We start from the raw sequence: 20,377 nt of genomic DNA, 5'->3' as shown, positions 1-20,377 counted from the left end.
ACCCACTTGACCCCGTGCCGACGCCGCTACGCCTCGCGCCGCCGGCCCCCAGAACGCAACCAGCAAGGAGACGAGATGGCAGAGCTGACCATCAGGCCCGAGGAGATCCGCTCGGCCCTGAACGAGTTCGCCGAGTCCTACAAGCCCGCCGAGGTCGCCGCCGAGGAGGTCGGGCACGTCGTCTTCGCCGCCGATGGCATCGCGCACATCGAGGGCCTGCCCGGCGTCATGGCCAACGAGCTGCTCACCTTTGAGGACGGCACCGCGGGCCTGGCCATGAACCTTGAGGAGCGCAAGATCGGCGTTGTCGTCCTGGGGTCCTTCGACGGCATCGACGAGGGCCAGGTCGTGCACCGCACTGGAGAGGTCCTCTCCGTGCCCGTGGGCGACGCCTACCTGGGGCGCGTCGTCGACCCGCTGGGCCGGCCCATCGACGGCCTGGGCGAGATCGCAGCCGAGGGCCGCCGCGCCCTGGAGCTCCAGGCCCCCGGCGTCATGTCTCGCAAGTCGGTCCACGAGCCCCTCCAGACCGGGCTCAAGGCCATCGACTCGATGATCCCGATCGGTCGCGGCCAGCGCCAGCTCATCATCGGCGACCGCCAGACTGGCAAGACCGCCATCGCCCTGGACACGATCCTCAACCAGAAGTCGGCCTGGGAGACCGGCGACCCGAACAAGCAGGTGCGCTGCATCTACGTGGCCACCGGCCAGAAGGGCTCCACCATCGCCTCGGTGCGCGCCACCCTGGAAGAGCGCGGCGCCCTGGAGTACACCACCATCGTGGCCTCCCCGGCTTCCGACCCGGCCGGCTTCAAGTACCTCTCGCCCTATACGGGCTCGGCCATCGGCCAGCACTGGATGTACCAGGGCAAGCACGTCCTCATCGTCTTTGATGACCTGTCCAAGCAGGCGGAGGCCTACCGCGCCGTCTCCCTGCTGCTGCGCCGCCCGCCGGGCCGCGAGGCCTACCCCGGCGACGTCTTCTACCTGCACTCGCGCCTGCTGGAGCGCTGCTCCAAGCTCTCCGACGACCTGGGGGCTGGCTCCATGACCGGCCTGCCGATCATCGAGACCAAGGCCAACGACGTCTCGGCCTACATCCCCACCAACGTCATCTCCATCACCGACGGGCAGATCTTCCTCCAATCCGACCTGTTCAATGCCGACCAGCGCCCGGCCGTCGACGTGGGCATCTCCGTGTCCCGCGTGGGCGGCGCCGCCCAGGTCAAGGCCATGAAGAAAGTCGCCGGAACCCTCAAGATCACGCTGGCCCAGTACCGCTCCATGCAGGCCTTCGCCATGTTCGCCTCCGACTTGGACGCCGCCACCCGCGCCCAGCTCACCCGTGGCGAGCGCCTCATGGAGCTGCTCAAGCAGCCCCAGTACACGCCCTACCCGGTGGCCGAGCAGGTCGCCAGCGTCTGGGCCGGCACTAAGGGCTACCTCGACGACCTCGACGTCGCCGACGTCTTGCCCTTCGAGGAGGCCTTCCTGGACCACCTGCGGCGCAACACTGACATCCTGGATGACATCGAGTCCACTGGGGAGCTGAGCGAGGAGACCGACGCGGCTCTCGTCAAGGCCGTCGAGGCCTTCCGGCGCACCTTCGCCTCCGGCGAGCAGATGCTCGGCGCCCAGGTCGCCGCCCCCGAGGAGGAGCCCGCCGCCGAGAGGACCGCCGAGCAGCTCGTGGTCAAGAGGGGCTGACGTGGCAGGTAACCAGCGCGTCTACAAGCAGCGCATTCGATCGACCCAGACCCTCCAGAAGGTGTTCCGGGCGATGGAGCTCATCGCCTCGTCCCGGATCGGGCAGGCGCGCCGCAACGCGCAGGAGGCCTCGCCCTACGACCATGCCCTGAGCCAGGCGGTGGCCGCCCTGGGCTCCTACTCCCGCTTTGATGAGCACCCCATCACCCAGGAGCGCACGGACACCAACCGCGTGGCGATCCTCGTGGTCACCTCTGACCGCGGCATGGCCGGCGCCTACTCGGCCACCATCCTGCGCGAGACCGGCCGCCTCATCGAGGAGCTGGTCAAGGACGGCAAGGAGCCGGTGATCTTCACCTTCGGCCGGCGCGCCCACAGCTACTTCAGCTTCCGCGGCACGCCGATCGAGTTCTCCTGGACCGGGCAGTCGGACCGTCCCAGCGACGAGTCCATCGAGGAAGTGGCCACCACCCTCCTGGACTACTTCCTCCAGCCGCACGAGGCCGGCGGCGTGGCCGAGGTCCACATCGTCTTCACCCGCTACGTCTCGATGGTCTCCCAGGTCCCCGAAGTGCGCCGGATGCTGCCGCTCAAGGTGGTCGACGTCGCCGGGGCCGGAGAGCTCGACGAGGCCGGTAACGAGGCCCTCGAGAAGGAGCTGGCGGAAAAGCACGGCGGCTCCATGCCGCTGTACGAGTTCGAGCCCGGCGCCTCGGAGGTGCTCGACGCACTCCTGACCCGTTACATGGGCTCCCGCATCCGCAACGCCCTGCTGCAGTCGGCCGCCTCCGAGCTGGCCAGCCGCCAGCAGGCCATGCACACGGCCACGGACAACGCCGAGGACCTCATCATCACCTACACCCGCCTGGCCAACGCGGCCCGCCAGGGCGACATCACCCAGGAGATCACCGAGATCGTCTCGGGTGCGGATGCCCTGGGGGCCGAATAGGCCGGGTAGCCCCCGACGTCGTCGAGACCCCATACAGACTCACCTCACCGAGCAGGACCCCTTCTCAGCTCTGGAAGATACGGAAGAACGCACATGGCTGACACCACCACCCCCGGGACGGGACGCATCACCCGCATCATCGGCGCCGTCGTCGACGTCGAGTTCCCGCCTGATGCGATCCCGGCGATGTACAACGCCCTCAAGGTGACCGTTCAGGCCACCAGTGCCGGCGAGGAGCCCCACGAGATCACCCTGGAGGTCGCCCAGCACCTGGGCGACAACGTCGTGCGCACGATCTCGCTCAAGCCCACCGACGGCCTGGTGCGCGGTTCGCTGGTGCGCGACACCGGCGCGCCGATCTCCGTGCCGGTGGGCGACGTGACCAAGGGCCACGTCTTCAACGTCACCGGCGACGTCCTCAACCTTGCCCCCGGCGAGCACCTGGAGATCACCGAGCGCTGGCCCATCCACCGCCAGCCCCCGGCCTTCGACCAGCTCGAGTCCAAGGAGCAGATGTTCGAGACCGGCATCAAGGTCATCGACCTGCTCACCCCCTACGTCCAGGGCGGCAAGATCGGCCTGTTCGGCGGCGCCGGTGTGGGCAAGACCGTCCTCATCCAGGAGATGATCCAGCGCGTGGCCCAGAACCACGGCGGTGTCTCCGTGTTCGCCGGGGTGGGGGAGCGCACCCGTGAGGGCAACGACCTCATCGTCGAGATGGACGAGGCCGGCGTCTTCGACAAGACCGCCCTGGTCTTCGGCCAGATGGACGAGCCGCCGGGCACGCGTCTGCGCGTGGCCCTATCCGCCCTGACGATGGCCGAGTACTTCCGCGACGTCCAGCACCAGGACGTGCTGCTGTTCATCGACAACATCTTCCGCTTCACCCAGGCCGGCTCCGAGGTCTCCACGCTGCTGGGCCGCATGCCCTCGGCCGTGGGCTACCAGCCCAACCTGGCCGACGAGATGGGCCAGCTCCAGGAGCGCATCACCTCCGCCGGCGGCCACTCCATCACCTCCCTGCAGGCGATCTACGTGCCCGCCGACGACTACACCGACCCGGCGCCGGCCACGACCTTCGCCCACCTGGACGCCACCACCGAGCTCAGCCGCGAGATCGCCTCGCGCGGCATCTACCCGGCCGTGGACCCGCTGACCTCCACCTCGCGCCTGCTGGCCCCCGGATACGTGGGCCAGGAGCACTACGACGTCGCCACCCGCGTGAAGTCCATCCTCCAGAAGAACAAGGAGCTCCAGGACATCATCGCGATCCTCGGCGTCGACGAGCTCGGCGAGGAGGACAAGGTGACGGTGGCGCGCGCCCGCCGCATCGAGCAGTTCCTGTCCCAGAACACCTACATGGCGGAGAAATTCACCGGCGTGGCCGGCTCCACCGTGCCGCTGTCGGAGACCATCGAGGCCTTCCGCCGCATCTGTGACGGCGACTACGATCACCTGCCGGAGCAGGCCTTCTTCAACATCGGCGGCATCGAAGACCTGGAGCGTCGCGCCGCCGAGCTCAAGGACTGAGACGTAGGATGCGGGTCAGGCCCGGTGCAGGAGCAGGAAAGGAGGGGACACGGCCTTGAGTGTCTTGAGTGTCGAGGTGGTCTCGCCGGCGGGCGAGGCCTGGACCGGTGAGGCGACGCAGGTCTCCGTGCCTCTGATCAATGGGGAGCTTGGCGTCCTGCCCGGCCGTCAGCCCCTCCTGGCTGTCCTCGGCTCCGGGCCGGTGCGCCTGAGTCCCGTCGACGGTGAGATGCGCAGGATCGAGGTGTCCGGTGGGTTCTGCTCCGTGGACCACGACGTCATCACGATCGCCGCCGACCATGTGAAGCAGGACGCGGAGGCCTGAGGCATGGGGCAGCACGTGTGGATGATCCTGACGATCGGCATCATCGCCCTCGTGCTGCTGGCAGGCGGGTTCCTGGTGCGTCTTCGCTACCTGGCCGGACAGGTCGGTTCTTTCGAGTGCGCCATGCGGTTGCCGGGCGGCCAGCGCTGGCTGAGCGGGGTCGCCTCCTTCCGCCTCGACTCCCTTCAGTGGTACCGGCTGATGTCCCTGTCCACGCGCCCCTCGCGGGTGTGGAGGCGCCTGGACCTGGAGCTCTCCGCGGCCAGGCGGCGCCGCGAGCAGGGGCGCGTCGTCGAGGTCCACTGCGTGGATGCCACCGCCGGCTCCGACGGTTTCGACCTGGCCATGATGGAGGAGTCGCACTCGGCGCTGGTCGCCTGGGTGGAGTCCGCCGCCCCCGAGCAGCCCAGCCTCTACTGAGCTCTGCTGGCGACCTCCGTCGGTGAGCCTCGCCGTTGCTTCCGCCGGGCGGGCGCGGCTTCCTGGTCAGATCGGGGACGTACTTCTCCCGCGAGAACTGCGTTTTCCCGCAGACTACTGAGGTCCGCCCCCAGCCATCTGTAGGACATCGCAGTCCTCGATCACGAAGTACGTTCTCGACGGCGCTCGAGGCTGCGGTCGCCTCAGTTTCATGAGCCTCGTCGTCATCATCATCCAGTCGGCCCAGGATCGCGCCTGAGAAACAGGCCCTGAGCCGGTACGGTGCCCGGCGCGGCTGCGTTAGGATGACGCGGTCGCGTGGCTGCCCGCAAGGTGCGACTCCCTGTCCCAGGCGACCGGAGGAAATCATCGTGTCCCAGATCGCCGCCGTATCGCGCACCCCGGCGCCGCCCGAGACGGGCCAGATCGTCCAGGTCCGGGGCGCCATCTGGGCCGTCACCGAGGTCAAGGCCCAGGGCCTGCCCCGCAGCTCGGCCGACGACGGCCGCCCCCTCCTCGAGCACGTCGTCACCCTCCAGTCCTTGGACGAGGACCGCATGGGCGAGGAGTTGCGCGTCGTCTGGGAGCTCGAGGTCGGCAACTCCGTGGTCCCGGACCGGGGCCTGCCGGAGACCATCTCCGCCGACGACTTCGACGACCCCGACACCCTGGGCGCCTTCGTCGACGCCGTGCGCTGGGGCGCCGTCACCTCCGCCGACCCCAAGGCCTTCCAGTCCCCCTTCCGCTCGGGCGCCACCCTGGAGCCCTACCAGCTCGAGCCGCTGCGCCGGGCACTCGCAGCCCCGCGCACCAACCTGCTGCTGGCCGACGACGTTGGCCTGGGCAAGACCATCGAGGCGGGCCTGGTCATCGAGGAGCTCCTCCTGCGCCACCGGGCCCGCTCGGTCATCATCGTGTGCCCGCCGAGCCTGGCCCTGAAGTGGCGCGATGAGATGCGCGAGAAGTTCGGCCTGGACTTCGTCATCGTGGACTCCGCGCGCATGGCCGCCGACCGGCGCACCTACGGCCTGGCCGCCAACCCGCTGCGACTGTACCCGCGCATCATCGTCTCCATGGCCTGGCTGCCGGGCGTGCGCGCCCAGCGGCTCCTGCGCGAGGTCCTGGCGGAGACCGACCGCTCGGCATCGGCCCGCCGCTACGCCTTCGACGTGCTCGTCGTCGACGAGGCCCACCACGTGGCCCCGGCGGCGCCCTCGGCGGCCGGGGGAGGGCGCGGCTACGCCGTGGACTCTCAGCGTACCCGGGCCCTGCGGCGCCTGGCGGACAAGTGCGAGCACCGCCTGTTCCTGTCCGCCACGCCCCACAACGGCTACACTGAGTCTTTCTCCGCCCTGCTGGAGATGATCGATCCGCGCCGCTTCGCCCGCGGCGCGAGCATCGACTCCACCGCGCTGGAGGAGGTGACCGTGCGGCGCCTGAAGTCGCAGATCACCGACAAGGACTTCCGCAGCCGCCGGGTCGAGGTGCTCCCCTACGAGCCCTCCGGCGATGAGGAGCGCGCTTACGCCGAGCTGGACTCGCTGCTGCGCAGCTCCGGGCGAGCCCAGGGGCGGCGCAACCTCGACATCGCGGCCCTCCTACTCAAGAAGCGCTTCCTGTCCAGCCCCTGGGCCTTCGCCCAGACCCTGGAGGGCTACCTCGCTCCCGCCCTGCCCGCGGGCGACCCGGACTGGTTCGGCGACGACAATGACGCCTACGACGACTACTACACCGAGGTCATGGGCTCGGGGCAGTCCGACGAGGAGGAGGGCCTCATCGCCCAGCCGGAGCTGGACACGCTGCTGGCAACCCGCGGCTCGGACCCGCTGAGCGCCGCCACGCGCGAGCAGCTTGAGGATCTGGCCCAGTGGGCGCGCGGCTACCAGTCCCGCCCCGACTCCCGCCTCGAGGCCCTCATGTCCATGCTCGACGCCGTCTGCCGGCCCGACGGGCGCACGTGGACCAATGAGCGGGTCGTCGTCTTCACCGAGTACGCGGACACTCTCGACTGGATCGTTTCGGTCCTGCGCCAGCAGGGCTACGGCGAGCGCCTGGCGGTCATCCGCGGCTCCACCTCCGCCGAGGAGCGCGAGGACATCCGGGCGCGCTTCAACGCCGATCCAGCCGAGGAGGACGTGCGCGTCCTCGTGGCCACCGACGCCGCCGGCGAGGGCATCGACCTGCAGACCTACTGCCACCGCCTGGTCAACTTCGACGTCCCCTTCAACCCCTCTCGCCTGGAGCAGCGGGTGGGACGCATTGACCGCTACGGCCAGCGAGAGACTCCCACGATCTTCTACCTCGCCCCCGTGGCCACCGGCGAGGGTCTCTACGCGGGGCACCAGGACTTCCTGGGACGGCTGGCGGAGAAGATCGCCACCGAGACCCGGGACCTGGGCGCGGTTAACCCGCTCATCGACGAGCAGATCACTACGCGCTTCCTGGGCCGCAGCCTGCGCAAGGCCCCGGCCCGCGGCCACGACGAGAAGGCCATCGACTCCGCCCTGGCCGGCAGCGGGCGGCTCAACCAGCAGCTGACTGCCTTGGCCCGTGGCTATAAGCGGACCAAGGCGGGCATGCACCTGACCCCGCAGGCCGGTCGGCGTGTGGTGGACGAGGCCCTCGCCATGACCCATCAGCCTCCCCTGGAGGAGATCGGCTCCGAGCTGACCGACGCGGGCGTCTTCGCGGTCCCGGATCTGGCGCGCTCCTGGCAGGACGCGGTGGCCGGCCTGGATACCCGGCTCCAGCCGGGCCGGTTGCGGCCGGTGACCTTCAATGAGGAGGCCGGGCGCGTCCCCGGCATCGTCCACGTCCACCTGGGCCATCCGCTCATGCGCAAGTCCACCCGCATCCTGCGTGCCAATCTCTTCAGCCCTCACTCGGAGGTCAACCGGGTGACGGCCGTGGTCCTACCGGGGCTGGAGCACTCCTGCGCCGCCTCCATGTCCCGCCTGGTACTGGTGGGGCGCGGCGGCCTGCGTCTGCACGAGCAGGTCTTCGTCACCGGTGTGCGGCTGCGCGGGCATCGCATCGCCGAGGAGACGCTGCACGAGGTCCTGGACCGCTCCCTCGACCCCGGCAGCTACCGCCTGGCCGGCCCCGAGGTGCGTAGGCACCTGGCGGCCCTGTGGAACGACGGTGGGCACCTGCGCACCCGCCTCGTGGAGGAGACGGCCCGCCGGGCCCAGAGCTTGCAGGCGGGCGTCCACCAGAGCCTCGACGAGCGCTGCCAGGCGGATCTCGACCGCGTGCGCGGCATCTTCGCCGCTTTCCGCGCCAACCTGACGGACTCTCTGGCCCACCTGCACGCCCAAGAGCGCGAGCAGCAGGCGATGCTGGACCTGTGGTCCGGTGAGCAGCGCCAGCAGCGTGCCCGGGACATCCGTGCCATGGAGGACCGCCTGGAGGACCTGGCCGGGGAGGAGACCCGCGAGGAGACGGCGGTGCGCTCGCGCTACGAGGACGTCCGGCCCTACGTCTCCTCGGTGGCCCTCGTCCTGGCCGTCACCGAGGAGGACGCCGAGACCTGGGGGAGGCAGTCATGAGCCCGAAGACGCCCGCATCGAAGGGCCGCACCAGAGACCGTAACGCTGGCAGGGGAGCCGGCGGCGCCAGTCACAGCGCCTCGGGTGGGCGCAGCACCGCCCAGCAGCACCGCCAGTGGCTGGGCCTGGTGGACACCGAGGGCCCCTTCCTCTCCGTGCCCGTCCTCACCGACCTCTACCCGCAGGGCATACCGGGGCTGAGCCGCGAGCGCCGCGAGATGCTGCGTGCCGCTAAGCCCGCCCTGGACCGGGCCTGGGACGCCTGGGACGCGGACCGGGGCTCCGAGGCGGCCCTGGCTTCCTACCGCCGGGCCCGGGACGCCTGGGTGGACACCGTGCTCACCGAGGTCCTGGGTTGGGGCGGCCTCTGGACGACGGCGCAGGACCACCCGGCGCTCGCGGAGACCTACCGCGCCGCCTCCGACGGCATCCAGGCTGTGACGGTCACCCCGACCGGGGCGCTTCTGCGCGGGGAGGAGACCGGTGCCCTAGTCCTGGTCACCGACCCGGCCGACTCCCTGCGGGAGGTGGGCCAGGACGGCTGGGCAACGAGCCCCATCGACCGGATGGCCGCGATGCTGCGAGCCCCGGGCTCCACCTGCTCGATCGGTGTAGTCACCGACGGGCGCTGGTGGGCCATGGTGAGCGCCCCGCGGGAGGGGAGTGCGGCCTCCGGAGTCGTCGACTGCCAGACCTGGGTGGAGGAGCCGGCCACCCGCGACGCTTTCTGCGAGCTCCTGAGCGTGCGCCGCTTGGTGGGCGGCACCGCGGCGCAGCGCCTGCCCCGGCTCTTCGAAAAATCGGTCCTGGCGGCGGAGGAGGTCACCGAGGCCCTGGGCACCCAGGTGCGCAGCGCAGTCGAGCTCATCGTCTCCGCCCTGTCCGACGCCCTCCTCGATGCCGCCGAGCGCGAGGCCCCGGCGGGTCGAGAGAGTACTGAGGGCAACGATACGGGCGGAGAGGCGGACTGCGATCCGCTGGGAGCCGAGCCCCGGGAGGTCTACGAGGCGGTTGTCACCGTCATGATGCGTTGCGTCTTCCTCCTCTTCGCCGAGGAACGCGGACTCCTGCCCACCAACTCCCTCTACACCGGCGGCTACGGCCTGGCCACGGTCCTGGACGCCCTGGAGGCGCGCGCCCGCGACGAGGGCGAGGAGTCCATGGACGGCACGAGCCTGACCTGGCATCGACTGCTGGCCACCTCCCGAGCCCTGCACAGCGGCGTCAACGCCGAGGACATGCGCATCCCCGCCTACGGCGGCTCCCTGTTCGACCCCGAACGCTTCCCCTTCCTGACGGCCACGGATGCCAGCGGCACCCTGCTGCTCACCGTCTCCGACCGGGTTATGCTCCACGTGCTGCGCTCCCTCCAGACCGCCCGCCTCAAGGGGCAGGAGGCCCGGCGCCTCTCCTTCCGGGACATCGACGTGGAGCAGATCGGCTATATCTACGAGGGCCTGCTCGGCTACACCTGCACCCGCGCCGAGGAGACGGTCCTCGGCCTGCTCGGCAAGGACGGTGAGGAGCCCGAGCTCCCGCTATCGGTGTTGAACGAGCTCGCCGAGCAGCATGCCGAAGATGCCGACCTCGCCGGGGCGATCATCGCCTGGCTCAAGGAGCACCAGCCCGGAGCCAAGCCACCCAGCCCCAAAGCCCTGGCCAAGGCCCTCGCCGCCGGGGACACGCTGTCCGACGCCGACCGCGCCCTGCTCGCCGTGACCCGCGATGAGGCCCTGCGCGCGGATCTGCGCCCCTGGATCGGCGTCATCCGCAGGGACCTACGGGGCCGGCCGGTCGTCATCCAGCGAGGGGGCCTCGTGGTGACCGAGACCCCGTCACGGCGCAACGCTGGCGCCCACTACACCCCCCGCGCTTTGGCCGAGGAGATGGTGAGGTATGCCCTGGAGCCACTCGTCTACTCACCCGGCCCCCATGAGACCGACGACCGCAGCCAGTGGCAGCCGGTATCCTCCGACCACATCCTCCACCTGCACGTGGCGGACATCGCTTGCGGCTCGGGCGCTTTCCTTGTGGCAGCGGCCCGCTTCCTGGCTCGCGAGCTCGTCGAGGCCTGGACCCGCGAGGGCGCGCTGCATCAGGGCATACGACCCGCCGACCTGGAGCGCCAGGCCCTGCGGAAGGTGGTGGCCCACTGCCTCTATGGGGTGGACATTAACGAGATGGCCGTGGAGATGTGCAAGCTCTCCCTGTGGCTCGTCTCGCTGGATGAGGACAAGCCCTTCAGCTTCGTCGATGACAAGGTCTTCGTCGGCAACTCACTCCTGGGCCTGACCGACCTGCGTCAGCTGAAGGCCCAGCACATCGACCCCGCAGCAGCGACAACAACACAACGACTCTTCGAGCTCGACCGCACCGGCGCCTATGCCGAGGCTCTCGATGTCGACACCGTGGTCAAGAGGGTGACCAACCGTCGCCAGGACCTCGCCAGCGAGGTCAGCAGCACCGACCCCGCCCGTTCGACGACGACCAAGCAGCGCCTCCAGCATAAGAATGAGGAGGACCTGAAGCTTCTGACCCGAGTGGCCGACGCGATCGTGTCTGTGGGCCTTATCCCCAAGACTGAGGCGAAATCGGGTCAAACGATCAATGAGGCCTACGGAGCCCTGGCGGTGGCCCTCGGCCGCGCTTTCCCCACTGAGGGAGCCGGTGACGACTCCATGCTCGAGGCCCTCCTGGAACGCGGCCTCACCCCGACCGTGCCCACCGACTACGATCACTGGCACTGCCTCCACTGGCCCCTGGCCATGCCCGAGGTCATGGAACGAGGAGGCTTTGATGCTGTGATTGGGAACCCTCCTTTCCTGGGGGGTATGAAGATCAGCCCTACGATGGGGCAGAATCTCCGAGAGTGGTTCGTCAGTGTCCTTGCAGGGAATGAATCGGGCAACGCCGATCTTGTCGCATACTTCTTCCTCCGAGCCTTCTCGCTGCTCAATGAACATGGCACCTTGGGGCTCATTGCCACCAACACCATTGCTCAGGGTAGTACCCGTAAGGTAGGGCTGGATCAGATGGTGGACTTCGGCTTCACCATCACCCGTGCTATTCGGTCGCGCTCTTGGCCCTCACAGGGTGCCAACCTCGAGTTCGCGGCCGTATGGGGGATGCGTGGTACTGTCCCCTCGCATACAACGACGATCTGTGATGATGTGCCGGTACCCCGGATCAGCAGCCTTCTCGAACCGGTCGGTCGTGTAGAAGGGAAGCCTGAACGTCTCGGTGAGAACGGTGGCATTTCCTTTGTTGGATGTTATATTCTTGGCAAGGGGTTTATCTTGGATGCAGGAGAGGTGCGAGAGTGGATTGCGGAGGATCCTCGCAATTCCGAGGTGCTTTTCCCTTATCTCAATGGAGAGGATCTTAACTCTCGTTCAGACTGTTCCGCTTCCCGGTGGGTTGTGGACTTCAATGAGCGAAGTCAAGAGGCAGCGCGGCAGTATAAGCTGCCGTGGCGGCATGTGTTTGATAAGGTTCGTCCAGAACGTGTGGTGAAGGATGCAGTAAAGTATCCTCGTATGGTTAATGAATGGTGGAAATACTGGAATTCTCGGCCGGCGATGCGGAAAGCGATTGCGGATCTCAATGAGATGCTTGTTATTGCTCGGGTAAGTAAGTCTGTCATGTTGGTTCGTGTTTCTACGCAGCAGGTGGTAAGTGAGCAGGTGGTTGTATTTGCAACTGATTCTTACGTTCAGCAGGCGGTTCTGTCGTCCTCGCTTCATCAGTATTGGGCTATCGCCTATGGGTCGGGTATGCGGAACGATCCTCGTTATACGCCGTCGGACGTCTTTGAGACCTTCCCTCGGCCTGAGCCCACGTCGGAGCTGGAGGCGATCGGCCGCACATTGGACACCGAGCGGCGGGAGATCATGTTGCGCCGCAAGCTCGGGCTGACCAAGCTCTACAACCTCGTCAACGACCCAGGCTTGGAGACCGGAACCGACCCGGATGTGGACCGCATGCGCGCCATCCACGTGGAGCTCGATGCATCCGTCGCCGCCGCCTACGGCTGGGAGGACCTCGACCTCACCCATGGCTTCCACACCTATCGGGAGATGACCCGATGGACCGTGCCCCCGGCCACCCGCGTGGAGATCCTCGACCGCCTCCTGGAGGAGAACCACCGCCGCGCCGCCGCCGAGGCCGCTGCCGCGGCAGCCTCCGGCCAGTCCATCGGCGGTTCCCGCTCCCGGCGCGGCCGCAAGCCCGCCAACTCCGCCCAGGCCCAGGAGGCGACCCTTGACATCTGAGACCGCTCCCTCCGCGGGCACGCCATCCACCGGCCCGTCGGCCGGGACTCGTTCGCACGACGGCACCGCCTACGTCTTCGATGAGGAACTCGGCAACACCTCCGCCTCCGCTCGCGCCGGAATCGTCGAAGTGCTGAGGCGCGAGCTTATTGGCCCCGCTGAGGGAGACACCGAGGTCCTCACCACCCCGCCCGATGATCGCTACCTCCTGGGCCGCATCGCCCCCACCCGCCTGACCGGCGCCGCCGACGACCTCGAGGCCGCGGCCTCCACCGGCGCCCCCGTCACCGGCGTTGAGGAGGAGATGACCAACGCCACTGCCGAGGAGGACCCCGGCGAGGACACCGATGACGAACCCGTGCGCCGCGGACTCATGATTCCGGCCTCCATGGGACTGCGCTTCCAGGTCCCCGCCGACCCCGCTGAACTGGAGTCCATCACCATCCACATCAGCTGGGGCACCTACGAGTCCACCGGCCGCGATGACGCAGATGTTCCTGATTCCCCCTCCGACCCGGCCAGTAGCCAGGACTCCCGTATCACGCGCTACCGGCGCATCCCGCACCACCACAGCCTTCCCCTGCCCCTGGCCGAGCTCACCCCGGGCCGCACCCAGGACTACGTACTCGAAGACGACGTCACCCTGCGCGTTGACTCCCACCGGGACACCTCACCGGCCGGCGGGCCGAGCGACCGCTACCTCATCGAGCTCGCCCTGTGCAACGACCAGATCACGCCCCGCCGCATTCCTGTCCATGCCTGGATGTTCCAGACCCAGATCCATGTGGATGCGGACAACCGGGACGTCTTCCTCCCCGTCCACGATCCCCTCCTCCCTCCGGCTTCCGGCGTGCAGCCGGCCTCCGATCCGGAGGAGGCCCGCCTCGAGCTCCAGTATCGCGACCGCCTCGAGTTCGCTGTCGGACGCACCTGCTCTGCCGACTGGAGCCTGCGGAAGCCCCAGGCCGGTGAGAGCGCACCCCGCCGCGCTTTCCAGGTCCGCACCTCCTGGATGCCCACTGTGGAGACGCCCCAGACCACGGCCACCCCCGTCCCGGCAGCCGAGCTCAATATGCGCACCCTGGCCACCGCGGCGGAGTCCCAGAACACCGCCCAGCTCCGCGCTGCCCTGGAACCCATCGCGGAGGCCTACACGGCCTGGCTGGGGGAGCAGGAGACTGCCGTCGCCGCCCTTCCGGAGCACCTGCGGGATACCGGCGCCGAGGCTCTCGCTGAGGCCCGACAGGTCCTGGGCCAGCTCACCGAGGGCATTGACCACCTTCTGACCGACCCCGAGGCCCGTCGCTGCTTCGCCTTCATGAACCGGGTCATGGCCGACCAGCGCGTCCACTCCCAGATCGCCGCCGCACGTGCCGTCGACTCCGGCCTCAGCGTCGAGGAGGCTGAGGCCCGTGTCCTGGCCGGCGGCTACCCTCACCACTGGCGCGTCTTCCAGCTCGCCTTCATCCTCATGCAGCTGCCGGCCCTCACCGACCCCGCCCTGCCGCGCCGCTCCGGCGACCTGGCCGCGGCCCAGCTCCTCTTCTTTCCCACCGGTGGTGGCAAGACCGAGGCCTACCTGGGGCTGGCCGCCTACGCCTTCGCTATCCGCCGCCGCCAGGGACTCCTCGAGACCCCCGACGGACCCATCGACGGGCGCTCCGGCGTCACCGTCCTCATGCGCTACACCCTGCGCCTGCTCACCTCCCAACAGTTCCAGCGCGCCACCACCCTCGTATGCGCCGCCGAGCTCTCCCGCCGCGAGGATCCCGCCACTTGGGGTGAGGAGCCCTTCCGTATCGGCCTGTGGGTCGGCACCGCCGTGTCCCCCAAGCGGGTGAGCGAGGCCGAGGAGGAGCTCAAGCGGCTGAACGACCAGGGCGGCAGCGGGGCGGGGCACCGCTTCTCCGCCCTCCAGCTCGGCCACTGCCCCTGGTGTGGCCGCACCCTCACCCCAGGCGACGTCAAGATCGGCCCCGCTGCTGGGAGCGCCGATCGCGTCATCCTGCGCTGCTCCGACGAGCTCGGCGAGTGCCCCTTCTCCGAGGGCGACGGTAACGTGCCCGACGGCCTGCCGGTTCTGACCACCGACGAGGAGATCTACCGGCTCGCTCCGGCCTTCGTCATCGCCACCGTGGACAAGCTCGCTCGCCTCGCCCGCGAGGGGCACGCCGCCACGCTGTTCGGGCACGTCGCCCGCCGCTGCGAGCGCCACGGCTACGTCCCCCACCCCGGTCACGACTCCACCCACGACTTCACCGGCTGCACGCTTGGCGAGAACGGTCGCCACCAGGCCAAGGGAGAGCTGCCGGTGGCCTCGATCCGCCCCGCCACCCGGCTGCGGCCCCCGGACCTCATCATCCAGGACGAGCTCCACCTCATCACCGGGGCCCTGGGTACCACGGTCGGCCTGTTCGAGACCGCCGTCGAGACCATGTGCGCCTGGAGGGCACCCGACGGCCGGCCCGCACAGCCCCTCCTGGTGGCCTCCTCGGCCACCGTCCGCAACGTCGCCGATCAGGTCCGCGGCCTCTACGGCCGCGACGTCACCATTTTTCCGCCCCAGGTCCTCGACGCCTCCGACACCTTCTTCTCCCGCACCGTCGAGGTCGACGACGCCCACCCCGGGCGCCTCTACGTGGGCCTGTCCACCACCGGGGTGCGCCTGACGGCGGCCGAAATCCAGACCACCCAGACCGTCATGGCCGGCGCCCAGCTCCTCTTCGACCGGCTCGGGGCCGCCGCCGACCCCTACATGACGCTCGTCGGATACTTCTCCGCCACCCGGGAGCTGGCCGGAATGGCCCGCTACGTCCAGGACGACATCCAGACCGGCCTGGCCAAACCCGGCCGCGACTCCCGCCTGCCGCGCCGCCGCGGCACGGCTTTCGGCGCCCTGCACCTGGGGGAGCTCACCTCGCGCATCGCCTCCACCGACATCACCGCGACCCTGGACCGCATGGCACTCACCTTCGACCCGGGCGTCGACTCCACCACCGCCAAGACCGCCGCGGCCGCAGCCGCGCAGGCAGGCAAGAAGGTGGAGCGGCGAGAGGCCGCGGCGAACCCCTACGACGTCGTCCTGGCCACCTCCATGCTCCAGGTGGGTGTGGACGTCTCCCGCCTCGGCCTCATGCTCGTCGTCGGCCAGCCCAAGAACACCGCCGAGTACATCCAGGCCACCTCCCGCGTGGGCCGGGATGCGAACCGTCCCGGCCTCGTCATCACCCTGGGCAACTGGGCCCGGCCCCGCGACCTGGCCCATTACGAGCAGTTCCGCCACTTCCACGAGACCTTCTACGCGCGCGTCGAACCGTTGACCGTCACCCCCTTCTCCGTCACCGCCATCGACCGCGGGATCGACGGTGCCCTCGTGGCCGCCGCCCGAGTCACCCAGGCCGGATGCAGCGACGGCCTCAACCCCGAGCACAACGCCGGACGCGTCACCGAACAGGCCGAGGCCCTCGACCGGCTCGTAGGCAAGCTCTCCATCCGCATCAGTGCGGCCGCCGGCGAGGAGGAGAGCAAGTACGCCCGGGACCGCTTGGCCGGCCGCGTCGGGGAGTGGAAGAAGCGCCAGCGGGAGGTCGCCAAGAAGCACGGCGAGCTCGTCTACGAGCGCGGTGTGGACAATGTCAGTTACTTCCCGCTCCTGCGCTCGGCCGAATCGGCCGGCAGCCGCGGCTCCAGGCGCGACGACGCCCCTTTCGTCGTCGCCGGCTCCATGCGGGAGGTCCAGCCCGAGATCAACCTCCTCGTCTCCCCGGACCCCACCCGACTCGTCGACGACTCGACCGACGACGCCCCCGCCTGGGAGCGACAGGAGCCACTTGAGGACAGTGACGCCAATGAGGCCCGGTCCGATAAGGAGGAACGGTGAGCCAGGACCAGGACATCGACCAGGACGGCCCGGGCGGCGCCGAGCTCGACGACGGGATCGGCGTCGACCCTCTCGGCGACGCCGACGACCTCAGCCAGAACCAGGCCAAGAAGAACTTCGCCAAGGTCGGCTCCGCCCGGCCCACGACACTGCTCTACACCTACGGCCCCGGCGCCATTATCGACCTGCCCCACTTCACGGTTATGCCCACGGGCCTGGACGACTGGGAACGGATCTGGCGGCGCCGCGCCGCCGCCCCCATCACCGTCCACGCGCCCCGTCTCCTGGAAACGGTCCAGCTCATGCTCGGCCACCAGGTAGGCGAGCTGCGGCGTTTCCCCTGGCAACCCTCGCGACCGGGCGCGCGCCGCGACGGCGACGATCTGGGAGTACCCGCGCGGGTCTTCCCCCAGTGGATGCGCTGCACCGGCTGCGACCTCCTGGCGCCGCTCAGCCGATTCGTCAACGGCTATCACAACACCCATCCTTTCCGGCCCGACCAGGCCGTCTTCGAGCACATCGACTGCCCCGGGCGCCCCGGCCGATCGGGCGCGGCCCAGGGGCGCAAGGGCGCCAAGGGCGCAGTCAGGCGCAAGGGCAGACGGCGCTCACCGTGCGTGCCCGCCCGTTACCTCATCGTCTGCCCGAGTGGCCACCTCGATGAGTTCCCCTACGACTGGTGGGTCCACGAGGGCGCCCACTGCCCCAAGGCCGCCCACCCCGAGCTCGCCATGAGCGACACCTCCCAGCGGGGCGCCACCGCCTTCATCTCCTGCCGCGCCTGTGGAGCCCGCCGAGGAATGTCCCAAGCCCTGGGGGAGGAGGGGCGCCAGCGGCTCCCGCGCTGCCGCGGCCGCCACCCCCACCTGGGGATCTTCACCGAGGGAGGCTGCCAGGCCGAACCCCGCGTTATGCTCGTGGGCGCCTCCAACCTCTGGTTCGCCGCCACCCAGTCCATCATCGACATGCCGCGCCTGGACCCCGCGGAGCAACAACGCGATCGCCTGACAGCCCTGGGACGAGCCTTGGACGACGATCTCGAATCGGTAGGGGAGAACCTTCCCTTCGTCCGCATGCTCCTCAAACGAGGCGACGCCGATGCCGTCCGGCTGCGGGACCTTGACGATGACGAGCTCACCGAGCTTCTGAGGATGCTGGCCCTCCCCGCGGAGAGCGACGACGACCGCCTCAAGCGGCGCGAGAGCTGGGACCCGGTGGACCTCCTCGTACCCGAATGGAACTATCTCCTCACCGAGCCACCCGGCGATCACCACGAGGACAGCGACAGCGGGCTCGTCATCTCCCCACGCGGCCTCGGGGACGTACCGGCCGGGGTGAGCCGGGTGCTCGCCGTCGACCGCCTGCGCAAGGTCAACGCCATCCTCGGATTCACCCGCGTGGACGACTACGACCGGGTCGACGACTCCGAGGCCCGGCTCGTCTCCCTGGCCCGCTCCGGCCGCCCCACCTGGGTGCCGGCCACCGAGGACCGCGGCGAGGGGATCTTCATCCAGCTCGACGAGGCCGCCGTCGCCCGCTGGGAGACTAGGGTGCTCGCCACCCCCGTGTGGGACTCCCACCGCGCCGCCCACCGGCGCAACTTCGAGCGACGCTTCTCCGAGACGGCCAAGCAGATCAACCCCGACGAGCGCCTCGCCCCGCCGCGCTACTGGCTCATCCACACCCTCGCCCACGCCCTCATCCGCCAGATGGCGATGTCCTCGGGCTACGGGGCCGCCTCCATCAGCGAGCGCCTCTACGCCTGGCGCGCCACCGAGCAGCGCGAGGCCGCGGCCGGGATGCTCCTGACCACCACCGCCTCCGACTCCGATGGCACCCTGGGCGGGCTGGTCTCCCTATCCGAGCCCGGCCGCCTGGCCGACATCCTGGGCCAGGCCCTGCGCGCCATGACCCGCTGCTCCTCGGACCCGGTCTGCGCCCGGCGCATTCCCCAGGACCCCGAGGACTTCCTCCACGGTGCCGCCTGCCACTGCTGCACCATGGTCTCGGAGACCTCCTGCGAGCGGGCCAACCGCTTCCTCGACCGGCGCTTCGTCATTCCGCTGCCAGAAGTAAACGGCGGCCCGGGCGCTGGCACGGGGAGCAGCCACGACCTCGCCTTCTTCTCCGACTACCAGGGCATGTAGAGGAACCTCATGGTGCCCGTCGACGTTCTCGATCCGCTGCGCGCCCTGGGCGCCTTCCTCACCGGAAGAGAGGCTGACGGCATCGCCGCCCGCCTAGCCGGTGGGGCGACGCTGAGCCAGGCGCTCGTCGTCGTGCCCGCGCCCAGGAGATCGCGGGCCCGCGAGCTGCTGGGGGCTGCAGGACTCGGGCCGCAGGCGCGAGAGCACTCCGTGGCCGTCCTGCGAGCCGTCGCCGGCGCCGCCTCCAGGCTCAAGGACGTGACTCCCGTGTGGACCGCCCCGGCCGGGGCCGTCGTCGGCGGGGCCCTCACGGCGGACGTGTTCGCCCTGGTCGGCGGCTCCAACACCTCCGTGGTCTGCGCTACCTACAACCTCCAGCCCAGCTCTGCCCTGTGGGTAGCCCTGGTGAACCTGTGCGCACAGCGTCCCGGTGTGTCGGTTCGCCTCTACCTGGACACCCAGGCCGCCGACGGGCCCTTTCACCGGTCTGAGGAGTGGCGAGAACGTCAGCGGGAGCAGGGCCGTTACCGGGGTGGCGGCTCCCATCTGGACACCGCTGAGATCGCCCGGCGGCTGCGCGGCGCCGTCGTCATGCGCACGCGCGCCCCCGAGGACGACGGGCGCGCCGTGACGAGTCATGCCAAGTTCCTCAGCATCGACCACCGCTTCCTGCTGGTGGGCAGCGCCAACTTCTCCTACAGTGCCGAGGAGCGCAACGTCGAGCTCGGTCTACGCCTCGATGACCCTGCCCTGGCCCACAGCGTGGAGAAGCAGATGCGCGACTTGGAGGAGACCGTCTACGAGCGGGTGCCCTGAGCGCCCCGCCCGGGTGACACGATGCTCAGGCATGCCGGCCCCGGCGTCGAGCCGAGCCTCGGTCCGCCCCGCTAGGGTGGACGGGTGCGCCTCGTTATTGCCTCCTGCTCCGTCGACTACTCCGGCCGCCTGGACGCCCACCTGCCCCGGGCCACCCGTGTGCTCATGCTCAAGGCCGATGGCTCGGTCCTCGTCCATTCCGACGGCGGCTCCTACAAGCCCCTGAACTGGATGAGCGCCCCGGCCCGCCTGGCCGTCACCGATCCGGATGAGGAGGCCGCCGCCGACGGCGTGCGCGAGGTCTGGGAGGTGCGCGCCTCCAAGACCGACGACCGCCTCGTCATCCGCGTCTTCGAGACCTTCTCCGACGTCAGCCACGAGCTCGGCGTGGATCCGGGCCTGACCAAGGACGGCGTCGAGGCCCACCTCCAGGAGCTCCTGGCTGAGCAGATCGAGGTCCTGGGCACCGGCTACCGCCTGGTGCGCCGCGAGTTCCCCACCGCCATCGGCCCGGTCGACATCATGGCCAAGGACGCCGAGGGCCGCTCGGTGGCCGTGGAGATCAAGCGCGTCGGCGGGATCGACGGCGTCGAGCAACTCACCCGCTACCTCGAGCTCCTGGACCGCGACCCGCTGCTCACCCCCGTCCAAGGCGTCTTCGCCGCCCAGACGATCAAACCCCAGGCCCGCGTCCTGGCCGAGGATCGCGGTATCCGCTGTGTCACCCTCGACTACGACGCCATGCGCGGCATGGACGACCCGGCCTCCCGACTGTTCTGAGAGG

General features: G+C 69.5%; 11 protein-coding genes. All 11 read left to right on the top strand.

Going from position 1 to position 20,377, the window contains the following annotated elements; all coding sequences use genetic code 11:
- Window positions 1-75: 75 nt before the first annotated feature.
- The 11 genes from atpA to nucS all read left to right on the top strand — a co-directional run bounded on the left by atpA (window position 76) and on the right by nucS (window position 20,373).
- Window positions 76-1,707, top strand: a complete 1,632-nt coding sequence (gene atpA, locus FK256_RS00600; RefSeq protein WP_141423310.1) for a F0F1 ATP synthase subunit alpha — start codon at window positions 76-78, stop codon at window positions 1,705-1,707.
- Between the two features lies 1 nt (window position 1,708).
- On the top strand, window positions 1,709-2,656 hold the full coding sequence (locus FK256_RS00595; RefSeq protein WP_021606906.1) for a F0F1 ATP synthase subunit gamma: 948 nt from the start codon (window positions 1,709-1,711) through the stop codon (window positions 2,654-2,656).
- A 93-nt stretch (window positions 2,657-2,749) separates the two neighbouring features.
- Window positions 2,750-4,186, top strand: coding sequence for a F0F1 ATP synthase subunit beta (gene atpD / locus FK256_RS00590; RefSeq protein ID WP_021606907.1), 1,437 nt, complete (start codon window positions 2,750-2,752; stop codon window positions 4,184-4,186).
- A gap of 55 nt (window positions 4,187-4,241) precedes the next feature.
- A complete protein-coding gene (locus FK256_RS00585; RefSeq protein ID WP_009233415.1) occupies window positions 4,242-4,511 on the top strand; it encodes a F0F1 ATP synthase subunit epsilon in 270 nt (89 codons plus the stop codon).
- A 3-nt stretch (window positions 4,512-4,514) separates the two neighbouring features.
- Window positions 4,515-4,931, top strand: a complete 417-nt coding sequence (locus FK256_RS00580; RefSeq protein ID WP_141423309.1) for a DUF2550 family protein — start codon at window positions 4,515-4,517, stop codon at window positions 4,929-4,931.
- Between the two features lie 371 nt (window positions 4,932-5,302).
- Window positions 5,303-8,479 carry a DISARM system SNF2-like helicase DrmD gene (drmD, locus tag FK256_RS00575; RefSeq protein ID WP_244936082.1) on the top strand — a complete coding sequence of 1,059 codons (3,177 nt, stop codon included), beginning with the start codon at window positions 5,303-5,305 and terminating at the stop codon, window positions 8,477-8,479.
- Window positions 8,476-12,750 (top strand): Eco57I restriction-modification methylase domain-containing protein, encoded by a 4,275-nt coding sequence (locus FK256_RS00570; protein ID WP_170197877.1) that lies wholly within the window; start codon window positions 8,476-8,478, stop codon window positions 12,748-12,750. The genes drmD and FK256_RS00570 overlap by 4 nt, the downstream gene beginning before the upstream one ends.
- The gene (drmA, locus tag FK256_RS00565) at window positions 12,740-16,630 is read left to right on the top strand and encodes a DISARM system helicase DrmA (protein ID WP_141423307.1); all 3,891 of its coding nucleotides are present in this window, start codon (window positions 12,740-12,742) and stop codon (window positions 16,628-16,630) included. The genes FK256_RS00570 and drmA overlap by 11 nt, the downstream gene beginning before the upstream one ends.
- Entirely contained in the window at window positions 16,627-18,777 is a 2,151-nt protein-coding gene (gene drmB, locus FK256_RS00560) for a DUF1998 domain-containing protein (protein WP_141423306.1), read from the top strand. Before drmA ends, drmB begins: the two co-directional genes overlap by 4 nt.
- A 9-nt stretch (window positions 18,778-18,786) precedes the next feature.
- Complete coding sequence (gene drmC / locus FK256_RS00555) at window positions 18,787-19,593, top strand: DISARM system phospholipase D-like protein DrmC (RefSeq protein WP_141423305.1); 807 nt, start codon at window positions 18,787-18,789, stop codon at window positions 19,591-19,593.
- Between the two features lie 84 nt (window positions 19,594-19,677).
- Complete coding sequence (nucS, locus tag FK256_RS00550) at window positions 19,678-20,373, top strand: endonuclease NucS (RefSeq protein ID WP_021610041.1); 696 nt, start codon at window positions 19,678-19,680, stop codon at window positions 20,371-20,373.
- The last annotated feature ends 4 nt before the right edge of the window (window positions 20,374-20,377 follow it).

It is taken from the genome of Actinomyces johnsonii (assembly GCF_006546835.1).
GTDB classification, from domain to species: domain Bacteria; phylum Actinomycetota; class Actinomycetes; order Actinomycetales; family Actinomycetaceae; genus Actinomyces; species Actinomyces johnsonii.
Note: the sequence above shows the minus strand (reverse complement) of the source record. Positions and strands in the feature narration are given on the sequence as shown.

What these genes read in the sequence shown, in the direction of transcription:
- drmC (WP_141423305.1), top strand. Translation starts at nt 18,787, where the DNA reads ATGGTGCCCGTCGACGTTCTCGATCCGCTGCGCGCCCTGGGCGCCTTC.
- atpA (WP_141423310.1), top strand. Translation starts at nt 76, where the DNA reads ATGGCAGAGCTGACCATCAGGCCCGAGGAGATCCGCTCGGCCCTGAAC.
- atpD (WP_021606907.1), top strand. Translation starts at nt 2,750, where the DNA reads ATGGCTGACACCACCACCCCCGGGACGGGACGCATCACCCGCATCATC.
- FK256_RS00570 (WP_170197877.1), top strand. Translation starts at nt 8,476, where the DNA reads ATGAGCCCGAAGACGCCCGCATCGAAGGGCCGCACCAGAGACCGTAAC.
- FK256_RS00580 (WP_141423309.1), top strand. Translation starts at nt 4,515, where the DNA reads ATGGGGCAGCACGTGTGGATGATCCTGACGATCGGCATCATCGCCCTC.